The sequence below is a fragment of the Cupriavidus sp. USMAHM13 genome (assembly GCF_001854285.1).
Lineage (GTDB): Bacteria > Pseudomonadota > Gammaproteobacteria > Burkholderiales > Burkholderiaceae > Cupriavidus > Cupriavidus malaysiensis.
Genome location: NZ_CP017751.1, coordinates 1807602 through 1827734, shown reverse-complemented (window position 1 = coordinate 1827734; position 20133 = coordinate 1807602). Strand labels below are relative to the sequence as shown.

Sequence of the window (20133 nt, the reverse complement as noted above, 5' to 3'; positions counted from 1 at the left end):
CAGCGCGCGCCCGGCGCTACAGCGTGCGCGCGATGATCTCGCGCATGATTTCGCTGCTGCCGCCGAAGATGCGCTGCACGCGTGCGTCGACCCAGGCGCCGCCGATCGCGTATTCGCTCATGTAGCCGTAACCGCCGTGCAGTTGCAGGAACTCGTCGAGCACGCGGCCCTGCATCTCGGTGGCATTGAGCTTGGCCATGGCCGCGCGGTCCGGGCTCAGCTCGCGGCGCAGGTGCAGCGCCAGGCAATCGTCGACGAAGACGCGCAGCATCTGGGTACGGAACTGTTCGTGGTCTTCACGGAAAACACTACGCATGACGGCTTCCTTGCAAGGCTCGGCCGGCACCTCCGCGAGACGCGCCGGCCCGGGATGGACTGGAATGGGCTGGGATGGGGATTCAGGCGTCGGCTGCGGCGCGGCGCGGCGCGCCTGCACCGCGAAGCCCTCGCCCGGGCGGCCGCGATAGCGCTCCTTGAGTTCGCGGCGCAGCAGCTTGCCCGTCTCCAGGCGCGGCAGCGGGTTGTCGAACACCACGGTGCGCGGCAGTTTCAGGCGGCCCAGCCTGGCCAGGCAGAAATCCACCAGTTCCTGCGCCATGGCGGCGCCGGCCCGGGCCGGGTCGCGCAGGTGCACCACGGCCTTGGCGACTTCGCCGAACTCCTCGTCGGGCACCCCGATCACGGCGGCGTCATAAACGGCCGGCTGCTGCGTCAGCAGGCCGAGCGACACCAGCCAGCGCCCCACGCGCCCGGCGCGGCGGTCGAGCCCGCCGTAGGTCAGCACCGCGCCAGTGTCGGCCTGGATCTGGGCGGCCTTGTCTGCTTGTATTTGCGCCCAGCGATGCAGCTTGGTCATGACTGCGTGTCTCCTCCGGTTTGAAACCCCTTCTCCTTCTACTACCCGATCGTCCCCAGCGAAGCCTCGACACTGCGTACCAGCGTCACCAGGCGCGGCCCCAGGTTGTCGACGAGCTGCTTGCTCTGCTCGCTGTACACCGGCACCGAGGCGGCGAAGATCCACGCCTCGCCGTCGCGGCGCACCCGCATGGGCACGGCGATCGACTCGATTTCCCGGTGCAGGTCGCGATGGCCGCGGCAGAAGCCGTACTCCTCGAGGTCGCGCGCGGCATCGGCCAGGCGCTCCTGCAGCCAGGCCTCGCGCTGCGGATCCTGTGCCTTCAGCCCGGCCAGGTAAGCCTCGCGCTCCTCGGGTGCCATCAGCGACAGGTAGGCGCGGCCCGAGCCGGTGCGCGAGACCGACACGCGCATGCCCACCTCGGGGCGGAACACCTTGCTGCCCACGCCCTGCACGATCTCGACGTAGCTGAGCGTATGGCCGATGCCCAGGGTCAGCTCGAGCTGGCCGCAGATGTGGTCGGCCAGTTCCTGCATCAGGGGCCGCGCCAGCTGGCGCACCGTCATGCGCGCCAGCGCCGGCGCCGCCAGGTTCAGCAGGCCGACGCCGGGCACGTACTTGGACACCCGTTCCGAGTAGCGCAGCAGGCCCAGCTCGCACAGCGTGTCGAGCAGGCGGAACAAGGTGGGCTTGGCCAGGCCGGTCATCTCCATCAGCTCGCGCCCGCTCAGTTCCTGTGCCGTCGGCGAAAAGCAGCCCAGGATGGAGACCCCGCGCGCCAGCGCGCTGACCAGCCGGCCCTCGCCGTCCTGGTCCCCCGCCGCTACCGGATGATTCATGCCTCGCCCTCTACATTTCGATACTTCAGTCTCATTAAATTCATATTGCACCTCAGATAAGAAGACAGTCAACAAATATTTCCACGTTTACGCTAGACTTTTCGGACCATAAAGCATCACAACGAGACAAAAGACACTGGATTTCGAGTCTGCCGTCTCATCCAGCGATCCAGAAGCCATCCGCCGCATCACAGGAGACCAGCATGCAGCAAGCCGTCATCGTCGACGCCATCCGCAGCCCCATGGGCCGTTCCAAACCGGGTTCGGCCTTCACCGAACTGCATGCCACCGAACTGCTGGCCCAGGTGCTGAAGGGACTGGTCGAGCGCAACCGCCTCGACCCCGGCCTGGTGGACGACGTCATCACCGGCTGCGTGACCCAGGCCGGCGAGCAGTCCGCGGGCCCCGGGCGCGTGGCCTGGCTGGCGGCGGGCTTTCCCGAGCACGTGCCCGCCACCACCATCGACCGCAAGTGCGGCTCCAGCCAGCAGGCCGTGCATTTTGCCGCACAGGGCATCATGGCCGGCGCCTACGACATCGTGATCGCCTGCGGCATCGAGTCGATGAGCCGCGTGCCGATGGGTTCGGCGCGCATCGGCCAGAACCCCTACGGTCCGTCGATGGAAGCCCGCTATGCGCCCGGCCTGGTGTCGCAAGGGGTTGCCGCCGAGCTGGTGGCCGCCCGCTACGAGCTGTCGCGCGCACAGATGGACGGCTATTCGGCACGCTCGCACGAGCTCGCCGCCGCCGCCCGCGAGCGCGGCGACTTCCGCCGCGAGATCCTGCCCATCGTCACGCCGAACGGCGTGGTCGAGCACGACGAGACCATCCGTGCGGGCACCTCGGTGGAAAAGCTGGGCACGCTGCAGGCCTCCTTCCGCAACGAAGAGTTGAGCGCCCGCTTCCCGCAGGTCGGCTGGAACGTCACCGCCGGCAACGCCTCGCAGATCAGCGACGGCGCCGCCGCCATCCTGCTGATGAGCGAGGCCGCCGCGGCGCGCCTGGGCCTGAAGCCGCGCGCCCGCTTCGTCGCCTTCGACGTGTGTGGCGACGATCCGGTGGCCATGCTGACGGCGCCGATCCCCGCCAGCCAGCGCGCGCTGAAGAAGAGCGGCCTGCGCCTGGACCAGATCGACCACTACGAGATCAACGAGGCCTTCGCCTGCGTGCCACTGGCCTGGCAGAAGGCACTGGGCGCCGACGCGGCGCGCCTGAATCCGCGCGGCGGCGCGATTGCCCTGGGCCACCCGCTGGGCGCCTCGGGCGCGCGCCTGATGACCACCATGCTGCATGCGCTGGAAGACAGCGGCGGCCGCTATGGCCTGCAGTCGATGTGCGAGGCCGGCGGTATGGCCAACGCGACCATCATCGAGCGCCTGTGAAGCGCCACCGCCCCGCCATCGAATCCCGACCCGAATCCCGACCCGAATCCCGACCCGAATCCCAAGATAGACCAACAGGAGACCCGAAATGAAGCTTGATTCGCAAATGTCCGCCGTCGTCACCGGCGGCGCCTCCGGCCTGGGCCTGGCCAGCGCCCGCCGCCTGCTCGAACGCGGCGTCGCCGTGGTCATCTGCGACCTGTCGGCCGAGCGCGGCGCGGCGGCACTCGACGCGCTGCAGGGCAAGGTGACCTTCGTCCAGGCCGACGTGTGCGACACCGAGCAGATGAACCGCGTCTTCGACGCCGCCGCGGCGCTCGCGCCGCTGCGCTGCCTGGTGCATTGCGCCGGCCTGGGCGGCCCGGTGCGCCTGGTCGAGAAGGACGGCTCTCCCGGCTCCTTGGAAAAGTACGAGTCGATCGTGCGCATCAACCTGGTCGGCACCTTCAACACGCTGCGCCTCGCCGCGGCCCGCATGGCGAAGAACGAGCCGGTCGACGGCGAGCGCGGCGCCTGCGTGCTGACCGCCTCGGTAGCCGCCTACGAAGGCCAGATCGGGCAGATCCCGTACGCCTCGGCCAAGGCCGGCATCGTCGGCATGACGCTGGTGGCTGCGCGCGACCTGGCCCAGCGCCTGATCCGCGTCTGCACCATCGCCCCCGGCCTGTTCGACACCCCGCTGCTGGCCAAGCTGCCGGAGAACGTGCGTAGCTCGCTGGGCGCCATGGTGCCCCACCCGGCACGCCTTGGCGCACCCGACGAGTACGCCTCGACCGCGCTGCACATCCTCGAGAACCCCATGCTCAACGGCGAGACCATCCGCCTGGACGGCGCCATCCGCATGCAGCCGCGCTGACGCGCGGCCGAGTCGAGGAGACCGCAAATGAGCGATACGCTGCAGCTCGAGACGCGCGGCAATGTGCTGCTGATCACCCTCAACCGCCCCGAAGCCCGCAATGCGATGGACTTCGAGACCGCCACCGCCCTGGCCGCGGCGATCGACCGGCTCGAGGCCGATGACACGCTGGCCCTGGCGGTGCTGACCGGTGCCGGCGGCACCTTCTGCTCCGGCATGGACCTGAAGGGCTTCCTCGCCGGCAAGCGTCCCAGCCTGCCCGGGCGCGGCTTCGGCGGCCTGACCGAGGCACCGCCGCGCAAGGTGCTGATCGCCGCGGTGGAAGGCTATGCACTGGCCGGCGGCTTCGAGCTGGCGCTCGCCTGCGACCTGATCGTGGCCTCGCGTGCAGCGAAATTCGGCCTGCCGGAAGTCAAGCGCGGGCTGGTCGCCGCCGCCGGCGGACTGATGCGCCTGCCGCGCCGCGTACCCTACCACGTGGCAATGGAGTACGCGTTGACCGGTGACATGATGAGCGCCGAGGCGGCCCACGCCTATGGCCTGGTCAACCGCCTGGCCGAACCGGGCCAGGCGCTCGACGGCGCGCTGGCGCTGGCCGCCGCGGTCGGCGCCAACGGGCCGCTGGCGGTTGCCACCAGCAAGCGCATCGTCGCCGAGTCGGCCGACTGGTCCAACGAGGAGATGTTCGAGCGCCAGCGCCCGCTGGTGGCTCCGGTGCTTGCCTCGTCCGACGCGCGCGAGGGCGCGGCGGCCTTTGCCGAGAAGCGCAAGCCAGTCTGGACGGGTAAGTAGGCGGCAAGGCAGCAGGGCGAAGGCAAGCGCGTCGACCAGCGGGCGCTGCCGCGACGGGCCGGCGCCTGCCCTCTCCCCCGGCCCCTCTCCGCAAGCGGGAGCGGGGAGCGAACCCGTGCAGTGCGAACTCCGTCGCGCGGGACGAAGCCTACGAGATGCACCAACACCAGCGCCTGCGCCCGGCGAACGGGTGCAGCCCGGCCGGCGCAAACCTGCGCCGGCCGCTGCCTCAGCGCGGCGCCGGGAGTTCGCCTGGCGCCCAGGCGCCCGACAGCACCTTCTCCAGCCAGAACGCACCGATGATGGTCTTGACGTCGCTGACGCGGCCCTGGCGCACCCAGTCGATCAACTGACCGGCGGGCATGATGAAGGTCTCGAGGAATTCGCCTTCGTCGAGCTGCGCCTCGCCGGCCTGCAGGCCGCGCGCGAGGAAGATGTCGATGAACTCGGTCGAGTAGGAAATGACGGGGTGGATGCGCGTCAGGTAGTCCCAGCGCTCCGCGCGGTAGCCGGTCTCTTCCAGCAGTTCGCGCTGGCCGCAGCGCAAGGCGCCCTCCTCGGGGTCCAGCTTGCCGGCCGGGAACTCCACCATGACCTTGCCGATGGGATAGCGGAACTGGCGCTCCATCAGCACGCGGCCGTCGTCGAACAGCGGAATCATCATCACCGCGCCGGGGTGCAGCACGTACTCGCGGCCCGCGTGCTTGCCGTCGGGCAGCGCGACGATATCCTGCTTCAGCGTGAGGAACTTGCCCTGGTGCAGGGTCGCCGAGGCGACGCACGTCTCCTTCAACCCGGCATCGCGGGCGCCGTCGGAGGCGTCGGAGGCGTCGGGGGCATGGGGGGCAGCGGCCGCGCGGGCCAGTTCGATCTTGTCGCTCATGAACACTCCGGGAATGGGCGCGGCCCGTTCCCGGAGGGGAGCTTCAGGCCGCGGCGCGGTGCTTGACGAGATATTGCCAGGTGAAGCCCGGGAAGGCGAACACCAGCATCATGCAGGCGGTGATGGCGTAGAACTGCCACCCTTGCGGGAAAGCATTGCCAAGGCTCGCCTCGACAGCGAAGCCGGCGGCGCCGGCCACGCCGTACCAGACGAGCAGTTCGCCCAGGCGCAGCCACAGCGGCTTGAGCGGCCGGCGCAGCGGCACCAGGCCGAACAGCCGCTGGTTGACGAACGGCAGGTTGGCACAGATCAGTGCCAGCACGATGACAAACCAGCCGCCTGCCGAAGTGCTCATCGCCGCCGCTCCGCCGTCGCGATCAGGACGCCAGGGTGGCGCGGATCGCCGTGTAGCACAGGTTCATCAGCGCGGCCGGGAAGATGCCGAGCAGGATGATCGCCAGGCCGTTCAGGCTCAGCAGCGAACGCAGGCCGAAGGTGGCCTCCATCTTCTCTTCGCCCACCGGCGCGTCGAAGTACATCAGCTTGACCACGCGCAGGTAGTAGAAGGCGCCGATCAGCGAGAACAGCACCGCCACCACGGCCAGCCAGGTCTGGCCGGTCGAGACCACGGCCTGCAGCACCGACAGCTTGGCGTAGAAGCCCACGGTCGGCGGGATGCCGGCCAGCGAGAACATCATCACCAGCATCAGGAAGGCGAACCACGGGTTGCGGCGCGACATGCCCTTCAGGTCTTCCAGCGTCTCGGCTTCGAAACCCTTGCTGGTGCGCAGCAGGATCAGGCCGAAGGTGCCCAGCGTGGTCAGCAGGTAGGTCACCGAGTAGAACATCGACGCGCTGTAGGCGCCGGCAGCGCCGTCAGCCTTGCCACCGGCGACGCCGGACAGCATGCCCAGCAGCACGAAGCCCATGTGCGAGATGGTGGAATACGCCAGCATCCGCTTCAGGTTGGTCTGCACGATGGCCGTCAGGTTGCCGATCGCCAGCGAGGCCACCGACATCACCACCAGCATCATCTGCCAGTCCACCGCCAGCGGCAGCAGGCCTTCGACCAGGACGCGCAGCATCAGCGCGAATGCCGCCACCTTCGGACCGCCGGCGATCAGCAGCGTGACCGCGGTCGGCGAACCCTGGTAGATGTCGGGGATCCACATGTGGAACGGTGCGGCGCCGAGCTTGAACGACAGGCCGGCCACCAGGAAGACCACGCCGAAGGCCAGCATGGTGTTGTTGACGCGGCCGGACTCGACCACGCGGAACACCTCGCCCAGGTTCAGCGAACCGGTCGCGCCGTACATCATCGACATGCCGTACAGCAGGAAGCCCGAAGCCAGCGCGCCCAGCACGAAGTACTTCATCGCCGATTCGGAGGTCACGCGCGAATCGCGGCGCAGGGCCACCAGGGCGTACGACGACAGCGACAGCAGTTCCAGGCCCAGGTACAGGGTCAGGAAGTTGTTGCCGGTGATCATCACGATCTGGCCGCCCAGCGTGAACAGCGACAGCATGTAGAACTCGCCGGCGAACATGTCGCGCTCGGCGAGGTAGTTGCGGGTGTAGACCAGCGTGGCGAACATGCCCAGGCTGCAGAAGGCCGACAGCACGTTGGCCATCGGGTCGACCACCACCAGGTTGGCGAAGACGTAGTGCGTCTCGCCACCGGCTGCGTCCAGGCCGAACCAGAACGTCAGCACCAGCGTCGCCAGCAGCGACAGCGGATAGGCGACGCTCTGCTTGCCCTTGCCGCGCGCCAGGTCGATCCAGTTGATCGCCGCGATGGCCACGGCCAGGAAGATGATTGGCGCCACAGGTGCCAGACTAGAAGAGGACGGTTGCATATTCTCTCTCTCCCCCGCTTACAGCTTGGACTGTGCCACGTGGGACAGCAGGTTCACCACGGACGCGTGCATCACGTCGGTAAAGGGTTTCGGGTACAGGCCCATGTACAGGGTCATCAGGGCCAGCACACCGAGCATGAAGAACTCGCGCTTGTTCAGGTCGACCAGTTCACGCACGTGCTGGTGCACCATGTCGCCGAACACCACGCGCTTGACCATCCACAGCGAGTAGGCCGCGCCGAGGATCAGGGCGGTCGCCGCCAGCAGGCCGATCCAGAAGTTGTACTTGACCGAACCCAGGATCACCATGAACTCGCCGACGAAGCCGGAAGTCGCGGGCAGGCCGCAGTTGGCCATGGCGAAGAACACGGCGAGCGCGGCGTACTTCGGCATGGTGTTGACCACGCCGCCGTAGTCGGCGATCTGGCGCGAGTGCACGCGGTCGTACAGCACACCGATACACAGGAACATCGCGCCCGAGATGAAGCCGTGCGAGATCATCTGCACGATGCCGCCTTCGACACCGATCTCGCTGAAGATGAAGAAGCCCAGCGTGACGAAGCCCATGTGCGCGATCGACGAGTAGGCGACCAGCTTTTTCATGTCGGCCTGCACCAGCGCCACCAGGCCGATGTAGATCACCGCGATCAGCGAGATGGTGATGATGAACGGGGCCAGCGTATGGCTGGCGTCCGGCGCGATCGGCAGCGAGAACCGCAGGAAGCCGTAGGCACCCAGCTTCAGCATGATGGCAGCCAGCACCACCGAACCGCCGGTCGGCGCTTCCACGTGGGCGTCGGGCAGCCAGGTGTGCACCGGCCACATCGGCACCTTGACCGCGAAGGCCATGAAGAAGGCGACGAACAGCGCGATCTGCTCGTTCATCGACAGCTTGGCGTCATGCCATTGCAGGATCTCGAAGGTACCCGTCTTGTTGTACAGGTAGATCAGCGCGACCAGCGTCAGCAGCGAGCCCAGCAGCGTGTACAGGAAGAACTTGAAGGCTGCGTAGACACGGTTCGGACCGCCCCAGACACCGATGATGATGTACATCGGGATCAGCGTGGCCTCGAAGAACACGTAGAACAGCAGGCCGTCCAGCGCCGCGAACACGCCGACCATCAGGCCGGACAGGATCAGGAACGCGGCCATGTACTCGGCCACGCGCTCGGTGATCACCTCCCAGGCCGAGATCACCACGATCACGGTGATGAAGGCGGTCAGCACCACGAACCACATCGAGATGCCGTCGACACCCAGGTGGTACTGGATGTTGAAGCGTTCGATCCAGGTCGACTTCTCCACGAACTGCATGGCCGCCGTGGAGCGGTCGAAGTGGAACATCAGCGGCAGGGTGGCGACGAAGCTCACCAGCGAGCCGAACAGCGACATCCAGCGCACGAAGCACTTGCTGCGGTCCGAACCGAAGGCGAGCACCAGCAAGCCGAAGAAGATAGGCAGCCAGATTGCGAATGACAGAACCATTTCGTTGTTTTCCTTACTTGGTGCCTATCACGCCGGTGATGGTCAGAGTCAGCAGCACCAGCATGCCCACGATCATCGCGAACGCGTAGTGGTAGATGTAGCCGGACTGCAGGTAGCGGCTGGCGGCGGCGAACGAAGCCACCACACGTGCCGAACCGTTGACCACCAGGCCGTCGATCAGGCCCTGGTCGCCGCCCTTCCACAGACCGCCGCCGATCAGGCGCGCACCCTTGGCGAACACTGCCTGGTTGATGTCATCCAGGTAGTACTTGTTCTCGAGCAGCTTGTACACGCCGGAGAAGCGTTGCTTGATCGCCTCCGGGATGTCGGGGCGCTTCATGTAGAAGAACCACGACAGGACCACGCCGGCGATGGCCAGCCACAGCACGGGGGTGGTCAGCGAATGCAGTGCCATCGGCACCCAGCCGTGGAAGGCCTCGGCCAGCTCGGCCATCGCGTGGTGGTTCTCGCCGACGTAGATCACATCCTTGAAGGCCACGCCGTGCTTGAAGAAGTCGCCGAACAGCATCGGCTCGATGGCGATGGCACCGATGATCACCGACGGGATGGCCAGCAGCACCAGCGGCAAGGTCACCACCCACGGCGACTCGTGCGGCTTCTCGCCGGGGGCCAGGCCATGGTGGTGATCCGCCGAGACCTCCTCATCCTCATGGTCGCCATGATGGTTGTGGTGGTCGTGGTTGGCCTTGCCGAAGCGTTCCTCGCCATGGAAGACCAGGAAGTACATGCGGAAGGAGTAGAACGCCGTGACGAACACGCCGGCCAGCACCGCCACGTAGGCAAAGCCGGAGCCCGCGATGTGCGATTCCGCCACCGCCTCGATGATCGAGTCCTTGGAGTAGAAACCCGCAAAGAACGGCGTGCCGATCAGCGCCAGCGAACCGACCAGCGAAGTCAGCCAGGTGATGGGCATGTACTTGCGCAGGCCGCCCATATTGCGCATGTCCTGGTCGTGGTGCATGCCGATGATGACCGAGCCGGCGCCGAGGAACAGCAGTGCCTTGAAGAAGGCGTGGGTCATCAGGTGGAACACGGCCACCGAGTAGGCCGAAGCGCCCAGTGCGACGGTCATGTAGCCCAGCTGCGACAGCGTCGAGTAGGCCACCACGCGCTTGATATCGTTCTGGACGACGCCGAGGAAGCCCATGAACAGCGCGGTGATGGCACCGATCACCAGGACGAAGGACAGCGCGGTGTCGGACAGCTCGAACAGCGGCGACATGCGGCTGACCATGAAGATGCCGGCCGTCACCATGGTGGCGGCGTGGATCAGCGCGGAGATCGGGGTCGGGCCTTCCATCGAGTCAGGCAGCCAGACGTGCAGCGGAAACTGCGCCGACTTGCCCATCGCGCCGATGAACAGGCAGATGCAGGCCACGGTGATCATCAGCCAGTCGGTACCCGGGAAGATCACGGTGGCGAGCTGGTCGCGCTGCGCGAACACGTCGGTGTAGTTCAGGCTGCCGCTGTAGGCCAGCAGCAGGCCGATGCCCAGGATGAAGCCGAAGTCGCCGACGCGGTTGACCAGGAAGGCCTTCATGTTGGCGAAGATGGCGGTCGGGCGGGTGAACCAGAAGCCGATCAGCAGGTAGGACACCAGGCCCACCGCTTCCCAGCCGAAGAACAGCTGCAGGAAGTTGTTGCTCATCACCAGCATCAGCATCGAGAAGGTGAAGAGCGAGATGTAGGCGAAGAAGCGGTTGTAGCCGGGGTCGCCCTGCATGTAGCCGATGGTGTAGATGTGCACCATCAGCGAGACGAAGGTGACCACCACCATCATCATCGCGGTCAGCGAGTCGACCAGGAAGCCCACCTCCATCTTCAGGCCGCCGATGCTCATCCATTCGTAGATGGTGCCGTTGAAGCTGGCACCGTCCAGCACGTCGCGCAGCACGAGCACCGACAGCACGAAGGCGATGGCCACACCGAGGATGGTCACCGTGTGGGCCATCACCCGGCCGGCGCGGGAATCCGAGGTCGTGCAGCCGAAGAACTTGGTGCCGAACAGGCCGGCTATCGCGGCGCCGGCTAGCGGCGCCAGCGGAATCGCCAGCAGCAGGTTGGGGTTGAGCGTGGTTGCCATAGGACGCTTATTGGTGTGCGGTCGGTGAGCGATCTGGGGTCTTTACGTGAGCAGTCATGAGGTCAGCCCTTGAGCGTATCCATGTCGTCCACGTTGATCGTGTCCAGGTTGCGGAACAGCACCACCAGGATCGCGAGACCGATTGCCGACTCGGCGGCGGCCACCGTGAGGATGAAGAAAACGAAAACCTGTCCGGCCAGGTCCCCCAGGTAGTGGGAGAAGGCGACGAAATTGATGTTGACCGCGAGCAGCATCAGCTCGATCGCCATCAGCAGCACGATCACGTTCTTGCGGTTCAGGAAGATACCAACGATGCTGATGGCGAACAGGATCGCACCGAGCACGAGGAAATGGGCGAGAGAGAGCACAGCGTTTCTCCGTGGCTTCAGTTCTTGTTGTTGGCCGCATCGGCGGCTTGCGCAACCTGCGCCGGCATCGAGACCAGGCGCACGCGATCGTCGCGGCGGGTACGCAGCTGCTCGGAGATGTCTTGCGACTTGGTGTCCTTGCGGCGGCGCATCGTCAGGGCCACGGCGGCAATGATGGCGACCAGCAGGATGATCCCGGCCACTTCGAAGGCGAAGATGTAGTCGGTGTAGATCAGCTTGCCCAGCGCGGCGGTGTTCGAGTAGCCGGGCGCCTGCGCGGCAGCGTTGACCACCGGGCTGGTGGTGCCGATGAAGTTGCGCACCAGCACGATGGCCATCTCGGCGATGATCAGCGCGCCGACGATCGAGGCCATCGGCACGTAGGTCCAGAAGTCCCGCCGCAGGTGCTCGATGTCGATGTCGATCATCATCACCACGAACAGGAACAGCACCATCACGGCGCCGACGTACACCAGCACCAGCAGGATGGCGAGAAATTCCGCCTTGAGCAGCATCCAGATCGCCGCGGCCGTGAAGAACGACAGCACGAGGAACAGTGCGGAGTGCACCGGGTTCTTCGCAGTGATGACTTTCAGTGCGGAGAGCACCAGCACCAGCGCAAAGACGTAGAAGATGGTGGTCGTGAGTTCCATGGTCCCTATCGGATCCTCTTGGGGCCGCACGGCACGCACACCCCCGGGTGGCCCGCGCTTGCGGCTTCCTAGCCTTGGCCCCTCGCAGGGCACGATTCAATTTCGGTTGGCTGCGGCGGCCGGACTGGCCGCCCGCCTTGCCGGACCTGCCGCCACACGGCAGCGGGCCCGGACTCGATCAGCGGTACTTGGCGTCCGCCGCCTTGGCCGCGGCGATCTGCGGCTCGTAGCGGTCGCCCACTGCCAGCAGCATGTCCTTGGTGAAGTACAGGTCGCCCCGCTTCTCGCCGTGGTACTCGAGGATCTGCGTTTCGACGATGGCGTCCACCGGGCAGGCTTCCTCGCAGAAGCCGCAGAAGATGCACTTGGTAAGGTCGATGTCGTAGCGCGTGGTGCGGCGCGTGCCGTCGGCGCGCACGTCCGACTCGATGGTGATGGCCATCGCCGGGCACACGGCCTCGCACAGCTTGCAGGCGATGCAGCGCTCTTCCCCGTTGGGGTAGCGGCGCAGAGCGTGCAGGCCGCGGAAACGCGGCGAGATCGGGGTTTTCTCTTCCGGGAACTGGACAGTGACCTTGCGGGCGAAGAGATAACGCCCGGTCAGAGCCATGCCCTTGAAGAGTTCCTTCAGGAGCAGGCTGTTGAAGAAGTCCTTGATGGCGAGCAGCATGACGATTGCTTCCTAGTGATTCCGCGCGGCGCGCGCTGCGGCGCGCGCCGTCCGTTGGCCCTTCCGGCCGTTCAGTGCCAGATGTTCCACGGCGACTTGATCCAGATCGCCACGATGATCAGCCAGCCGACGGTCAGCGGAATGAACACCTTCCAGCCCAGGCGCATGATCTGGTCATAGCGGTAGCGCGGGAACGAGGCGCGGATCCAGATGAACACCGACAGCAGCAGGAAAACCTTGATCAGCAGCCAGAAGAAACCAGGGATCGCGTTCAGCCCCGGCACATCGAACGGCGAAGCCCAGCCGCCCAGGAACATCAGCGCGGTCATCGTCGAGATGATGATCATGTTGATGTACTCGGCCAGGAAGAACAGCGCGAACGCCATGCCGGAGTACTCGATCATGTGGCCGGCCACGATTTCCGATTCGCCTTCCACCACGTCGAACGGGTGGCGGTTGGTTTCGGCCACGCCCGAGATGAAGTAGACACCGAACATCGGCAGCAGCGGCAGCCAGTTCCACGACAGCACGTTCAGGCCCATGCCGGCGAAGTAGCCGGTGTTCTGGCTGTTGACGATGGCCGACAGGTTCAGGCTGCCGGAGACCATCAGCACGGTCACCAGGGCGAAGCCCATGGCGATTTCGTACGAGATCATCTGCGCGGCGGCGCGCATGGCGCCGATGAAGGCGTACTTCGAGTTCGAGGCCCAGCCGGCCAGGATCACGCCGTACACGCCCACCGAGCTGATGGCCATCACGTACAGCAGGCCGGCATTGACGTTGGCCATCACCAGCTCGGCCTGGAACGGGATCACCGCCCACACCGCCACCGCCGGCATCAGCACCATCAGCGGCGCGATGAAGTAGATGCCGCGGCTGACCTGGGTCGGCGTCATCACTTCCTTGAGCAGCAGCTTCAGCACGTCGGCGATCGGCTGCAGCAGGCCCAGCGGGCCGACGCGGTTCGGGCCCAGACGCACGTGCATCCAGCCGATCAGCTTGCGCTCCCACAGGATCAGGTAGGCCACGCACAGCAGCAGCGGCAGCACGATGAGCACGGCGCGGACCAGGATCCAGATCGGCGTCCAGGCGACGCCGAACAGGTTGTGCCCTTGCGAGGTAATCCAGTCGATCATGTTTCTTTCTCGCTATTCTTCTTAAGCCGTGACCGCCGGAGCCGCCTTGGCGGCACCGAGTTCGACGGCCTTCTCGACCTTGACCTGGCCGTACATCGCGCCCAGCGCGGCAGCAGCGCTGGTGGCGGCGGGCACGCGCACCGTGTTGGCGGGCAGCGTGGCTTCGAGCACGCCCGGCAGCACGACGCTGGCATCGCCCTGCGTCACGCGCACCGGATCGCCGGACTGGATGCCCAGGCTCTCGAACAGCGCGGTCGGCAGGCCGACCTGCATGGCGCGGCGCGCGGCAGCGGTCAGCTGCAGCGAGTCGGCACGGCGCACGATCGGGTCGGCGTGATAGATGGGCACGTCGGCGATGCGCTCGACACCGGCGCCGGCGGCGCTGACGCGGATGGCCGCCTGGGTGGCGTTGTTCAGCTGCGGCGCGACCGGCTTGGCCAGGACTTCGTCACGCACCGACTCGGCGTTGTCGTAGTCGAAACCAGGCACTTCCAGCATGTTGCCGAGCACGCGCAGCACCTTCCACGCCGGGCGCGACTCGCCCAGCGCGCGCACCACGCCGTTGAAGCTCTGCGGCAGGCCTTCGCAGTTGACGAAGGTGCCGGCGGTCTCGGTGAACGGCGCGACCGGCAGGATCACGTCGGCGTATTGCAGCGCCGCTTCCGAGCGGAACGGCGACAGCACCACCACGGTGCCGGCCTGCGACAGCGTGGCCAGCGCGCGGCGCGGATCCGCGGAGTCGAACTCCGGCTCGGTGTTCAGCAGCACGTAGGCCTTGCGCGGGGTTTCCAGCAGGGCCTGGGCGTTGGCGCCGCCCTGCTGCGGCAGCGCGCCGGCCAGGTAGCCGCCGACGGTGTTGGCGGCTTCGGTCAGGAAGCCCAGCGTGGCGCCGGTCTCGGTGGCGATCCACTGTGCCAGCGCATGCAGCGCGGAGAACTGCGGGTGGCGCACGGCCTCGTTGCCGAGGAAGACTGCGCGGCGCTCGCCCGACAGCAGCGCTTCGGCCACGGTCTTGGCCTGCGCGTCGCCGTCGAAGCCTTCGGTGCCGGCCGGAGCGGCCACGCCCTTGGCGGCGGCCACGGCACGGGCGATGCCCGCCAGCGCGGCGGTCCAGCCCGACGGGGCCACGTCGATGCGCGCGGCCAGCGGCATCAGCAGGTCCTCACCGCCGGCGCCCAGCACGGCGACGCGGGCGCCCTTCTTGCCGGCCTGGCGCAGACGCGCGGCCAGCAGCGGATGATCCTTGCGCAGCGAGGAGCCGATCACCAGCACGCGCTGCAGCGTGCTCACCTCGGCCACCGGCATGCCCAGCCACGGTGCACCCTGCAGGCCGGCCGAGAAGTCGGCCTGGCGCAGGCGGAAATCGATGTTGTCACTGCCGAGGCCGCGCACCAGCTTGGCCAGCAGGTGCAGCTCTTCCAGCGTGCTGTGCGGGCTGGCCAGCGCGGCGATCTGGTCGGCGCCATGCTCGCGCTTGATGCCGGCCAGGCCGTTGGCCACATATTCCAGCGCGGTCTGCCAGTCGGTCTCTATCCACTGGCCGCCCTGCTTGAGCAGCGGCTTGGTCAGGCGGTCGGCGCTGTTCACGCCTTCGTACGAGAAGCGGTCCTTGTCGGACAGCCAGCACTCGTTGACCTCTTCGTTTTCCAGCGGCACCACGCGCATCACGCGCTGGTTCTTGGTCTGGACCACGAGGTTGGCGCCCAGGCCGTCGTGCGGTGACACCGACTTGCGGCGTGCCAGTTCCCAGGTACGGGCCGAGTAGCGGAACGGCTTGCTGGTCAGCGCGCCGACCGGGCACAGGTCGATCATGTTGCCGGACAGCTCCGAATCCACGGTCTGGCCGACGAAGGTGGTGATCTCCGAATGCTCGCCGCGGTTCAGCATGCCCAGCTCCATCACACCGGCCACTTCCTGGCCGAAGCGCACGCAGCGGGTGCAGTGGATGCAGCGCGTCATCTCTTCCATGGAGATCAGCGGGCCCACGTTCTTGTGGAACACCACGCGCTTCTCTTCCTTGTAGCGCGATTCGCTGCCGCCGTAGCCCACGGCCAGGTCCTGCAGCTGGCACTCACCGCCCTGGTCGCAGATCGGGCAATCCAGCGGGTGGTTGATCAGCAGGAATTCCATCACGGACTTCTGCGCCTTGACTGCCTTCGCCGAATTGGTGAAGACCTTCATGCCCGGCGTGACCGGGGTCGCGCAGGCCGGCAGCGCCTTCGGGGCCCTTTCGACCTCGACCAGGCACATGCGGCAGTTCGCCGCGATGGACAGTTTGCGGTGGTAGCAGAAGTGCGGGATGTAGGTGCCCAGCTGGCGGGCCGCTTCCATCACCAGGCTGCCTTCAGCAACCTCAACCTTCTTGCCGTCGATCTCGAGTTCAACCATGTTCTGCCACGCTTAGATGTAGGCCGGAACCATGCACTGCTTGTGTTCGACGTGATATTCGAACTCTTTCCAGTAGTGCTTGAGCATGCCGCGGACGGGCATTGCTGCCGCATCGCCGAGCGCGCAGATGGTGCGGCCCATGATGTTTTCCGCGACGTTGTTGAGCACGTCCAGGTCTTCCTGGCGGCCTTCTCCGTGTTCGATACGCTTGACCATGCGATAGAGCCAGCCGGTGCCTTCACGGCACGGCGTGCACTGGCCGCACGATTCTTCAAAATAGAAATAGGACAGGCGCAGCAGCGAGCGGACCATGCAGCGCGTCTCGTCCATCACGATCACCGCGCCCGAGCCCAGCATCGAGCCGGCCTTGGCGATCGAGTCGTAGTCCATGTCGGACGCCATCATCATGTCGCCCGGCACCACCGGGGCGGACGAGCCGCCCGGGATCACCGCCTTGATCTTCTTGCCGCCGCGCATGCCACCGGCCAGTTCCAGCAGGGTCGCGAACGGCGTGCCCAGCGGGATCTCGTAGTTGCCGGGGCGCTCGATGTCGCCGGAGATCGAGAAGATCTTGGTGCCGCCGTTGTTCGGCTTGCCCATCTTCATGTAGTTCTCCGGCCCGACGGCCAGCAGGAAGGGCACCGCGGCGAAGGTCTCGGTGTTGTTGATGGTGGTCGGCTTGCCGTACAGGCCGAAGCTGGCCGGGAACGGCGGCTTGAAGCGCGGCTGGCCCTTCTTGCCTTCCAGCGACTCCAGCAGCGCGGTTTCCTCGCCGCAGATGTAGGCGCCGTAGCCATGGTGCGCATGCAGCTGGAAGTTGAAGCCCGAGCCCAGGATGTTGTCGCCCAGGAAGCCGGCCGCGCGCGCCTCTTCGAGCGCCTGCTCGAAGATCTTGTATTCGTTCCAGATCTCGCCGTGGATGTAGTTGTAACCCACGGTGATGCCCATCGCGTACGCTCCGATGGCCATGCCCTCGATCAGCGCGTGCGGGTTGTAGCGGATGATGTCGCGGTCCTTGAACGTGCCCGGCTCGCCTTCATCGGTGTTGCAGACGAGGTATTTCTGCCCCGGGAACGTACGCGGCATGAAGCTCCACTTCAGGCCGGTGGGGAAGCCCGCGCCGCCGCGACCGCGCAGCCCGGAGGCCTTGACGTCGGCGATGACCTGCTCGGGGGGAATCTTCTCGGTGAGGATGCGCTTGAGCTGCTGGTAGCCGCCGCGCTTGACGTAGTCCTCGAGGTGCCAGTTCTGGCCATCGAGGCCGGCCAGGATCAGCGGCTTGATGTGGCGGTCGTGCAGAGAGGTCATCTTACTTGTTCCCCTTCGCGGCCTCGGCCTTCAGTTCGTCGACCAGCGCGTCGAGCTTCTCGTTGCTCATGAAGCTGCACATGCGCGTGTTGTTGACGATCATCACCGGCGCGTCGCCGCAGGCGCCCATGCACTCACCCTCTTTCAGGGTGAAGCAGCCGTCCGGGGTGGTTTCGTTGTAGTCGATGCCGAGCTTGTGCTTCAGGTGCTCGCCGGCGCGTTCGCCGCCCGACAGGGCACACGGCAGGTTGGTGCAGACGGTCAGCTTGTACTTGCCCACCGGCTTGGTGTCGTACATGTTGTAGAAGGTCGCCACCTCCTCGACCCACACCGGCGGCATGTCGAGGTACTGGGCGACGAACTGCATGACTTCGGGGGAAACCCAGCCCACCTCGCCCTGCGCCACGGCCAGTGCCGCCATCACCGCCGACTGCTTCTGGTCGGCCGGATACTTGGCGATCGCGCGATCGATTTCCTTGAGAGCTTCTGCTGATAGCATGGTCATTGCAGTAATACGCCGGAGCGCCCTTGGCCGGGTGCCCCGCAGATTCGCAGCCGTCGCTGCCGTCCTTGCCCGTTCGCCGCCGGCGCGCGCTCGGCGCTTGCCGGTGCGCCGCGGGTTTCACCCGGCCGCGCCCGTCGCGGGCTCGGCGCGGGTGCGCCCGGATCGTCGTCCGGGAGCCCGCGGCCTGTCTTCAGCGGTCGATCTCGCCGAAAACGATGTCCTGGGTACCGATGATCGTCACTGCATCGGCGATCATGTGGCCCTTGGCCATTTCGTCGAGCGCCGCCAGGTGCGCGAAGCCAGGCGCCCGGATCTTCAGGCGGTAAGGCTTGTTGGCGCCGTCGGAGATCGCATAGATGCCGAACTCGCCCTTCGGGTGCTCCACCGCCGCGTAGGCTTCGCCTTCGGGCACGTGGATACCTTCGGTGAAAAGCTTGAAGTGGTGGATCAGCTCTTCCATATTGGTCTTCATGTCCACCCGCGACGGCGGCGCCACCTTGTGGTTGTCCGTGATGACCGGACCCGGGTTGCGACGCAGCCACTCGATGCACTGCTTGATGATGCGGTTGGACTGGCGCATCTCTTCCACGCGCACCAGGTAGCGCGCGTAGCAGTCGCCGCCCACACCCACCGGCACGTCGAAGTCGACCTTGTCGTAAACCTCGTAGGGCTGCTTCTTGCGCAGGTCCCACTCGATGCCCGAACCACGCAGCATCGGACCGGTGAAGCCCATCTGCAGCGCGCGCTCCGGGCTGACCACGCCGATGCCGACCAGGCGCTGCTTCCAGATCCGGTTGTCGGTCAGCAGCGTCTCGTATTCGTCGACGTACTTCGGGAAGCGGTTGGTGAAGTCTTCGATGAAGTCCAGCAGCGAACCCGAGCGGGCTTCGTTCATCACCTTGAGGGCGCGCTCATTGTGGACTTTCGACGCCTTGTATTGCGGCATCGTGTCAGGCAGGTCGCGGTAGACGCCGCCCGGACGGTAGTAGGCCGCGTGCATGCGCGCGCCCGACACCGTCTCGTACATGTCGAACAGGTCTTCGCGCTCGCGGAAAGCGTACAGGAACACCGCCATCGCGCCCACGTCCAGCGCATGCGCACCGATCCACATCAGGTGGTTCAGCAGGCGGGTGATCTCGTCGAACATCACGCGGATGTACTGCGCGCGCACCGGTACTTCGATGCCCATCATGCGTTCGATGGCCATCACGTAGGCGTGCTCGTTGACCATCATCGACACGTAGTCGAGACGGTCCATGTAGGGCACGCTCTGGATCCAGGTCTTCTGCTCGGCCAGCTTCTCGGTGGCACGGTGCAGCAGGCCGATGTGGGGGTCGGCGCGCTGGATGACTTCGCCGTCCAGTTCCAGCACCAGGCGCAGCACGCCGTGGGCCGCCGGGTGCTGCGGGCCGAAGTTCAGGGTGTAGTTCTTGATGTCTGCCATTGCGCTTCTCAGTGCTGCACGCCGCCGTACTTGTCTTCCCGGATCACGCGCGGGGTGATCTCGCGCGGCTCGATGGTCACGGGCTGGTAGATCACGCGCTTCTGCTCGGGGTCGTAGCGCATTTCCACGAAGCCCGAGACCGGGAAGTCCTTGCGGAACGGGTGGCCGACGAAACCGTAGTCGGTCAGCAGGCGACGCAGGTCCGGATGGCCTTCGAACACGATGCCGTAGAAGTCGAATGCTTCGCGCTCGAACCAGTTGGCCGAGTTCCAGATATCGATCAGCGACGGCACCACCGGAAAATCGTCGTCCGGCGCGAACACACGAAGGCGCAGGCGCCAGTTATGGGTGACCGACAGCAGGTGCGAGACGGCGGCGAAACGCGCGCCCTCCCAGGCACCGTCGCCAAAGTCGGAATAGTCGACGCCGCAAACGTCGATCAGCTGCTCGAAGCGCAGCGCGGGATCGTCGCGCAGCAGGCGGGCGGCTTCCAGGCTGTCCTCGGCCTTGACGATCAGGGTCAGCTCGCCGAGCGACTCGACCAGCTTCTGTACGCGCTTGCCCAGGACCTTCTCGAGAGCGGACTTGAGGGTATCGATGCTCGCCAT

Annotated in this window: 18 protein-coding genes and 2 pseudogenes; 3 read left to right on the top strand and 17 right to left on the bottom strand. The window is 66.2% G+C overall.

Translation table 11 applies throughout. The features are described from left to right. Window positions 1–16 precede the first annotated feature (16 nt). From BKK81_RS35265 to BKK81_RS08030, 3 genes and pseudogenes are all read right to left on the bottom strand, one after another. Window positions 17–274: pseudogene (locus BKK81_RS35265) on the bottom strand (acyl-CoA dehydrogenase family protein); the annotation flags it as partial. Window positions 275–553: 279 nt separating this feature from the next. Continuing rightward, window positions 554–856 (bottom strand): annotated as a pseudogene (locus tag BKK81_RS35260) (AMP-binding enzyme); the annotation flags it as partial. A 41-nt stretch (window positions 857–897) separates the two neighbouring features. Next, window positions 898–1695 carry an IclR family transcriptional regulator gene (locus BKK81_RS08030; RefSeq protein WP_071011918.1) on the bottom strand — a complete coding sequence of 266 codons (798 nt, stop codon included), beginning with the start codon at window positions 1693–1695 and terminating at the stop codon, window positions 898–900. A 203-nt stretch (window positions 1696–1898) separates the two neighbouring features. On the opposite strand from BKK81_RS08030, the gene BKK81_RS08025 reads away from it, so the two are divergent. The 3 genes from BKK81_RS08025 to BKK81_RS08015 all read left to right on the top strand — a co-directional run bounded on the left by BKK81_RS08025 (window position 1899) and on the right by BKK81_RS08015 (window position 4725). Continuing rightward, a complete protein-coding gene (locus tag BKK81_RS08025) occupies window positions 1899–3077 on the top strand; it encodes a thiolase family protein (protein ID WP_071011916.1) in 1179 nt (392 codons plus the stop codon). Window positions 3078–3165: 88 nt separating this feature from the next. Continuing rightward, entirely contained in the window at window positions 3166–3933 is a 768-nt protein-coding gene (locus BKK81_RS08020; RefSeq protein WP_071011914.1) for an SDR family NAD(P)-dependent oxidoreductase, read from the top strand. Window positions 3934–3960: 27 nt separating this feature from the next. Then, entirely contained in the window at window positions 3961–4725 is a 765-nt protein-coding gene (locus BKK81_RS08015) for a crotonase/enoyl-CoA hydratase family protein (RefSeq protein ID WP_071011913.1), read from the top strand. Window positions 4726–4954: 229 nt separating this feature from the next. Here the strand turns inward: BKK81_RS08015 and BKK81_RS08010 are convergent, their stop codons facing one another. From BKK81_RS08010 to BKK81_RS07945, 14 genes are all read right to left on the bottom strand, one after another. Beyond that, entirely contained in the window at window positions 4955–5608 is a 654-nt protein-coding gene (locus tag BKK81_RS08010) for an NUDIX domain-containing protein (protein ID WP_071011911.1), read from the bottom strand. 43 nt (window positions 5609–5651) lie between these two features. Beyond that, a complete protein-coding gene (locus BKK81_RS08005) occupies window positions 5652–5963 on the bottom strand; it encodes a DUF2818 family protein (protein WP_071011909.1) in 312 nt (103 codons plus the stop codon). A gap of 22 nt (window positions 5964–5985) precedes the next feature. Further along, window positions 5986–7464, bottom strand: coding sequence for an NADH-quinone oxidoreductase subunit NuoN (gene nuoN / locus BKK81_RS08000; protein WP_071011907.1), 1479 nt, complete (start codon window positions 7462–7464; stop codon window positions 5986–5988). Between the two features lie 18 nt (window positions 7465–7482). Further along, entirely contained in the window at window positions 7483–8949 is a 1467-nt protein-coding gene (locus tag BKK81_RS07995) for an NADH-quinone oxidoreductase subunit M (protein ID WP_071011905.1), read from the bottom strand. Between the two features lie 13 nt (window positions 8950–8962). Next, entirely contained in the window at window positions 8963–11053 is a 2091-nt protein-coding gene (gene nuoL / locus BKK81_RS07990; RefSeq protein ID WP_071011903.1) for an NADH-quinone oxidoreductase subunit L, read from the bottom strand. A gap of 62 nt (window positions 11054–11115) precedes the next feature. Beyond that, complete coding sequence (nuoK, locus tag BKK81_RS07985; protein ID WP_010809122.1) at window positions 11116–11421, bottom strand: NADH-quinone oxidoreductase subunit NuoK; 306 nt, start codon at window positions 11419–11421, stop codon at window positions 11116–11118. 17 nt (window positions 11422–11438) lie between these two features. Further along, window positions 11439–12074, bottom strand: coding sequence for an NADH-quinone oxidoreductase subunit J (locus tag BKK81_RS07980; RefSeq protein ID WP_071011901.1), 636 nt, complete (start codon window positions 12072–12074; stop codon window positions 11439–11441). A 178-nt stretch (window positions 12075–12252) separates the two neighbouring features. Further along, a complete protein-coding gene (nuoI, locus tag BKK81_RS07975; protein ID WP_071011900.1) occupies window positions 12253–12744 on the bottom strand; it encodes an NADH-quinone oxidoreductase subunit NuoI in 492 nt (163 codons plus the stop codon). Between the two features lie 71 nt (window positions 12745–12815). Next, on the bottom strand, window positions 12816–13880 hold the full coding sequence (gene nuoH, locus BKK81_RS07970; protein ID WP_071011898.1) for an NADH-quinone oxidoreductase subunit NuoH: 1065 nt from the start codon (window positions 13878–13880) through the stop codon (window positions 12816–12818). A gap of 21 nt (window positions 13881–13901) precedes the next feature. Continuing rightward, window positions 13902–16268 carry an NADH-quinone oxidoreductase subunit NuoG gene (gene nuoG / locus BKK81_RS07965; RefSeq protein ID WP_071011897.1) on the bottom strand — a complete coding sequence of 789 codons (2367 nt, stop codon included), beginning with the start codon at window positions 16266–16268 and terminating at the stop codon, window positions 13902–13904. A gap of 12 nt (window positions 16269–16280) precedes the next feature. Continuing rightward, window positions 16281–17576, bottom strand: a complete 1296-nt coding sequence (gene nuoF, locus BKK81_RS07960; RefSeq protein WP_071011895.1) for an NADH-quinone oxidoreductase subunit NuoF — start codon at window positions 17574–17576, stop codon at window positions 16281–16283. Between the two features lies 1 nt (window position 17577). Continuing rightward, window positions 17578–18075 (bottom strand): NADH-quinone oxidoreductase subunit NuoE, encoded by a 498-nt coding sequence (gene nuoE, locus BKK81_RS07955; RefSeq protein ID WP_071016220.1) that lies wholly within the window; start codon window positions 18073–18075, stop codon window positions 17578–17580. 196 nt (window positions 18076–18271) lie between these two features. Next, complete coding sequence (locus BKK81_RS07950; protein ID WP_071011893.1) at window positions 18272–19525, bottom strand: NADH-quinone oxidoreductase subunit D; 1254 nt, start codon at window positions 19523–19525, stop codon at window positions 18272–18274. 8 nt (window positions 19526–19533) lie between these two features. Beyond that, window positions 19534–20133: an NADH-quinone oxidoreductase subunit C gene (locus BKK81_RS07945; protein ID WP_071011891.1), complete on the bottom strand. Its 600-nt coding sequence runs from the start codon at window positions 20131–20133 to the stop codon at window positions 19534–19536.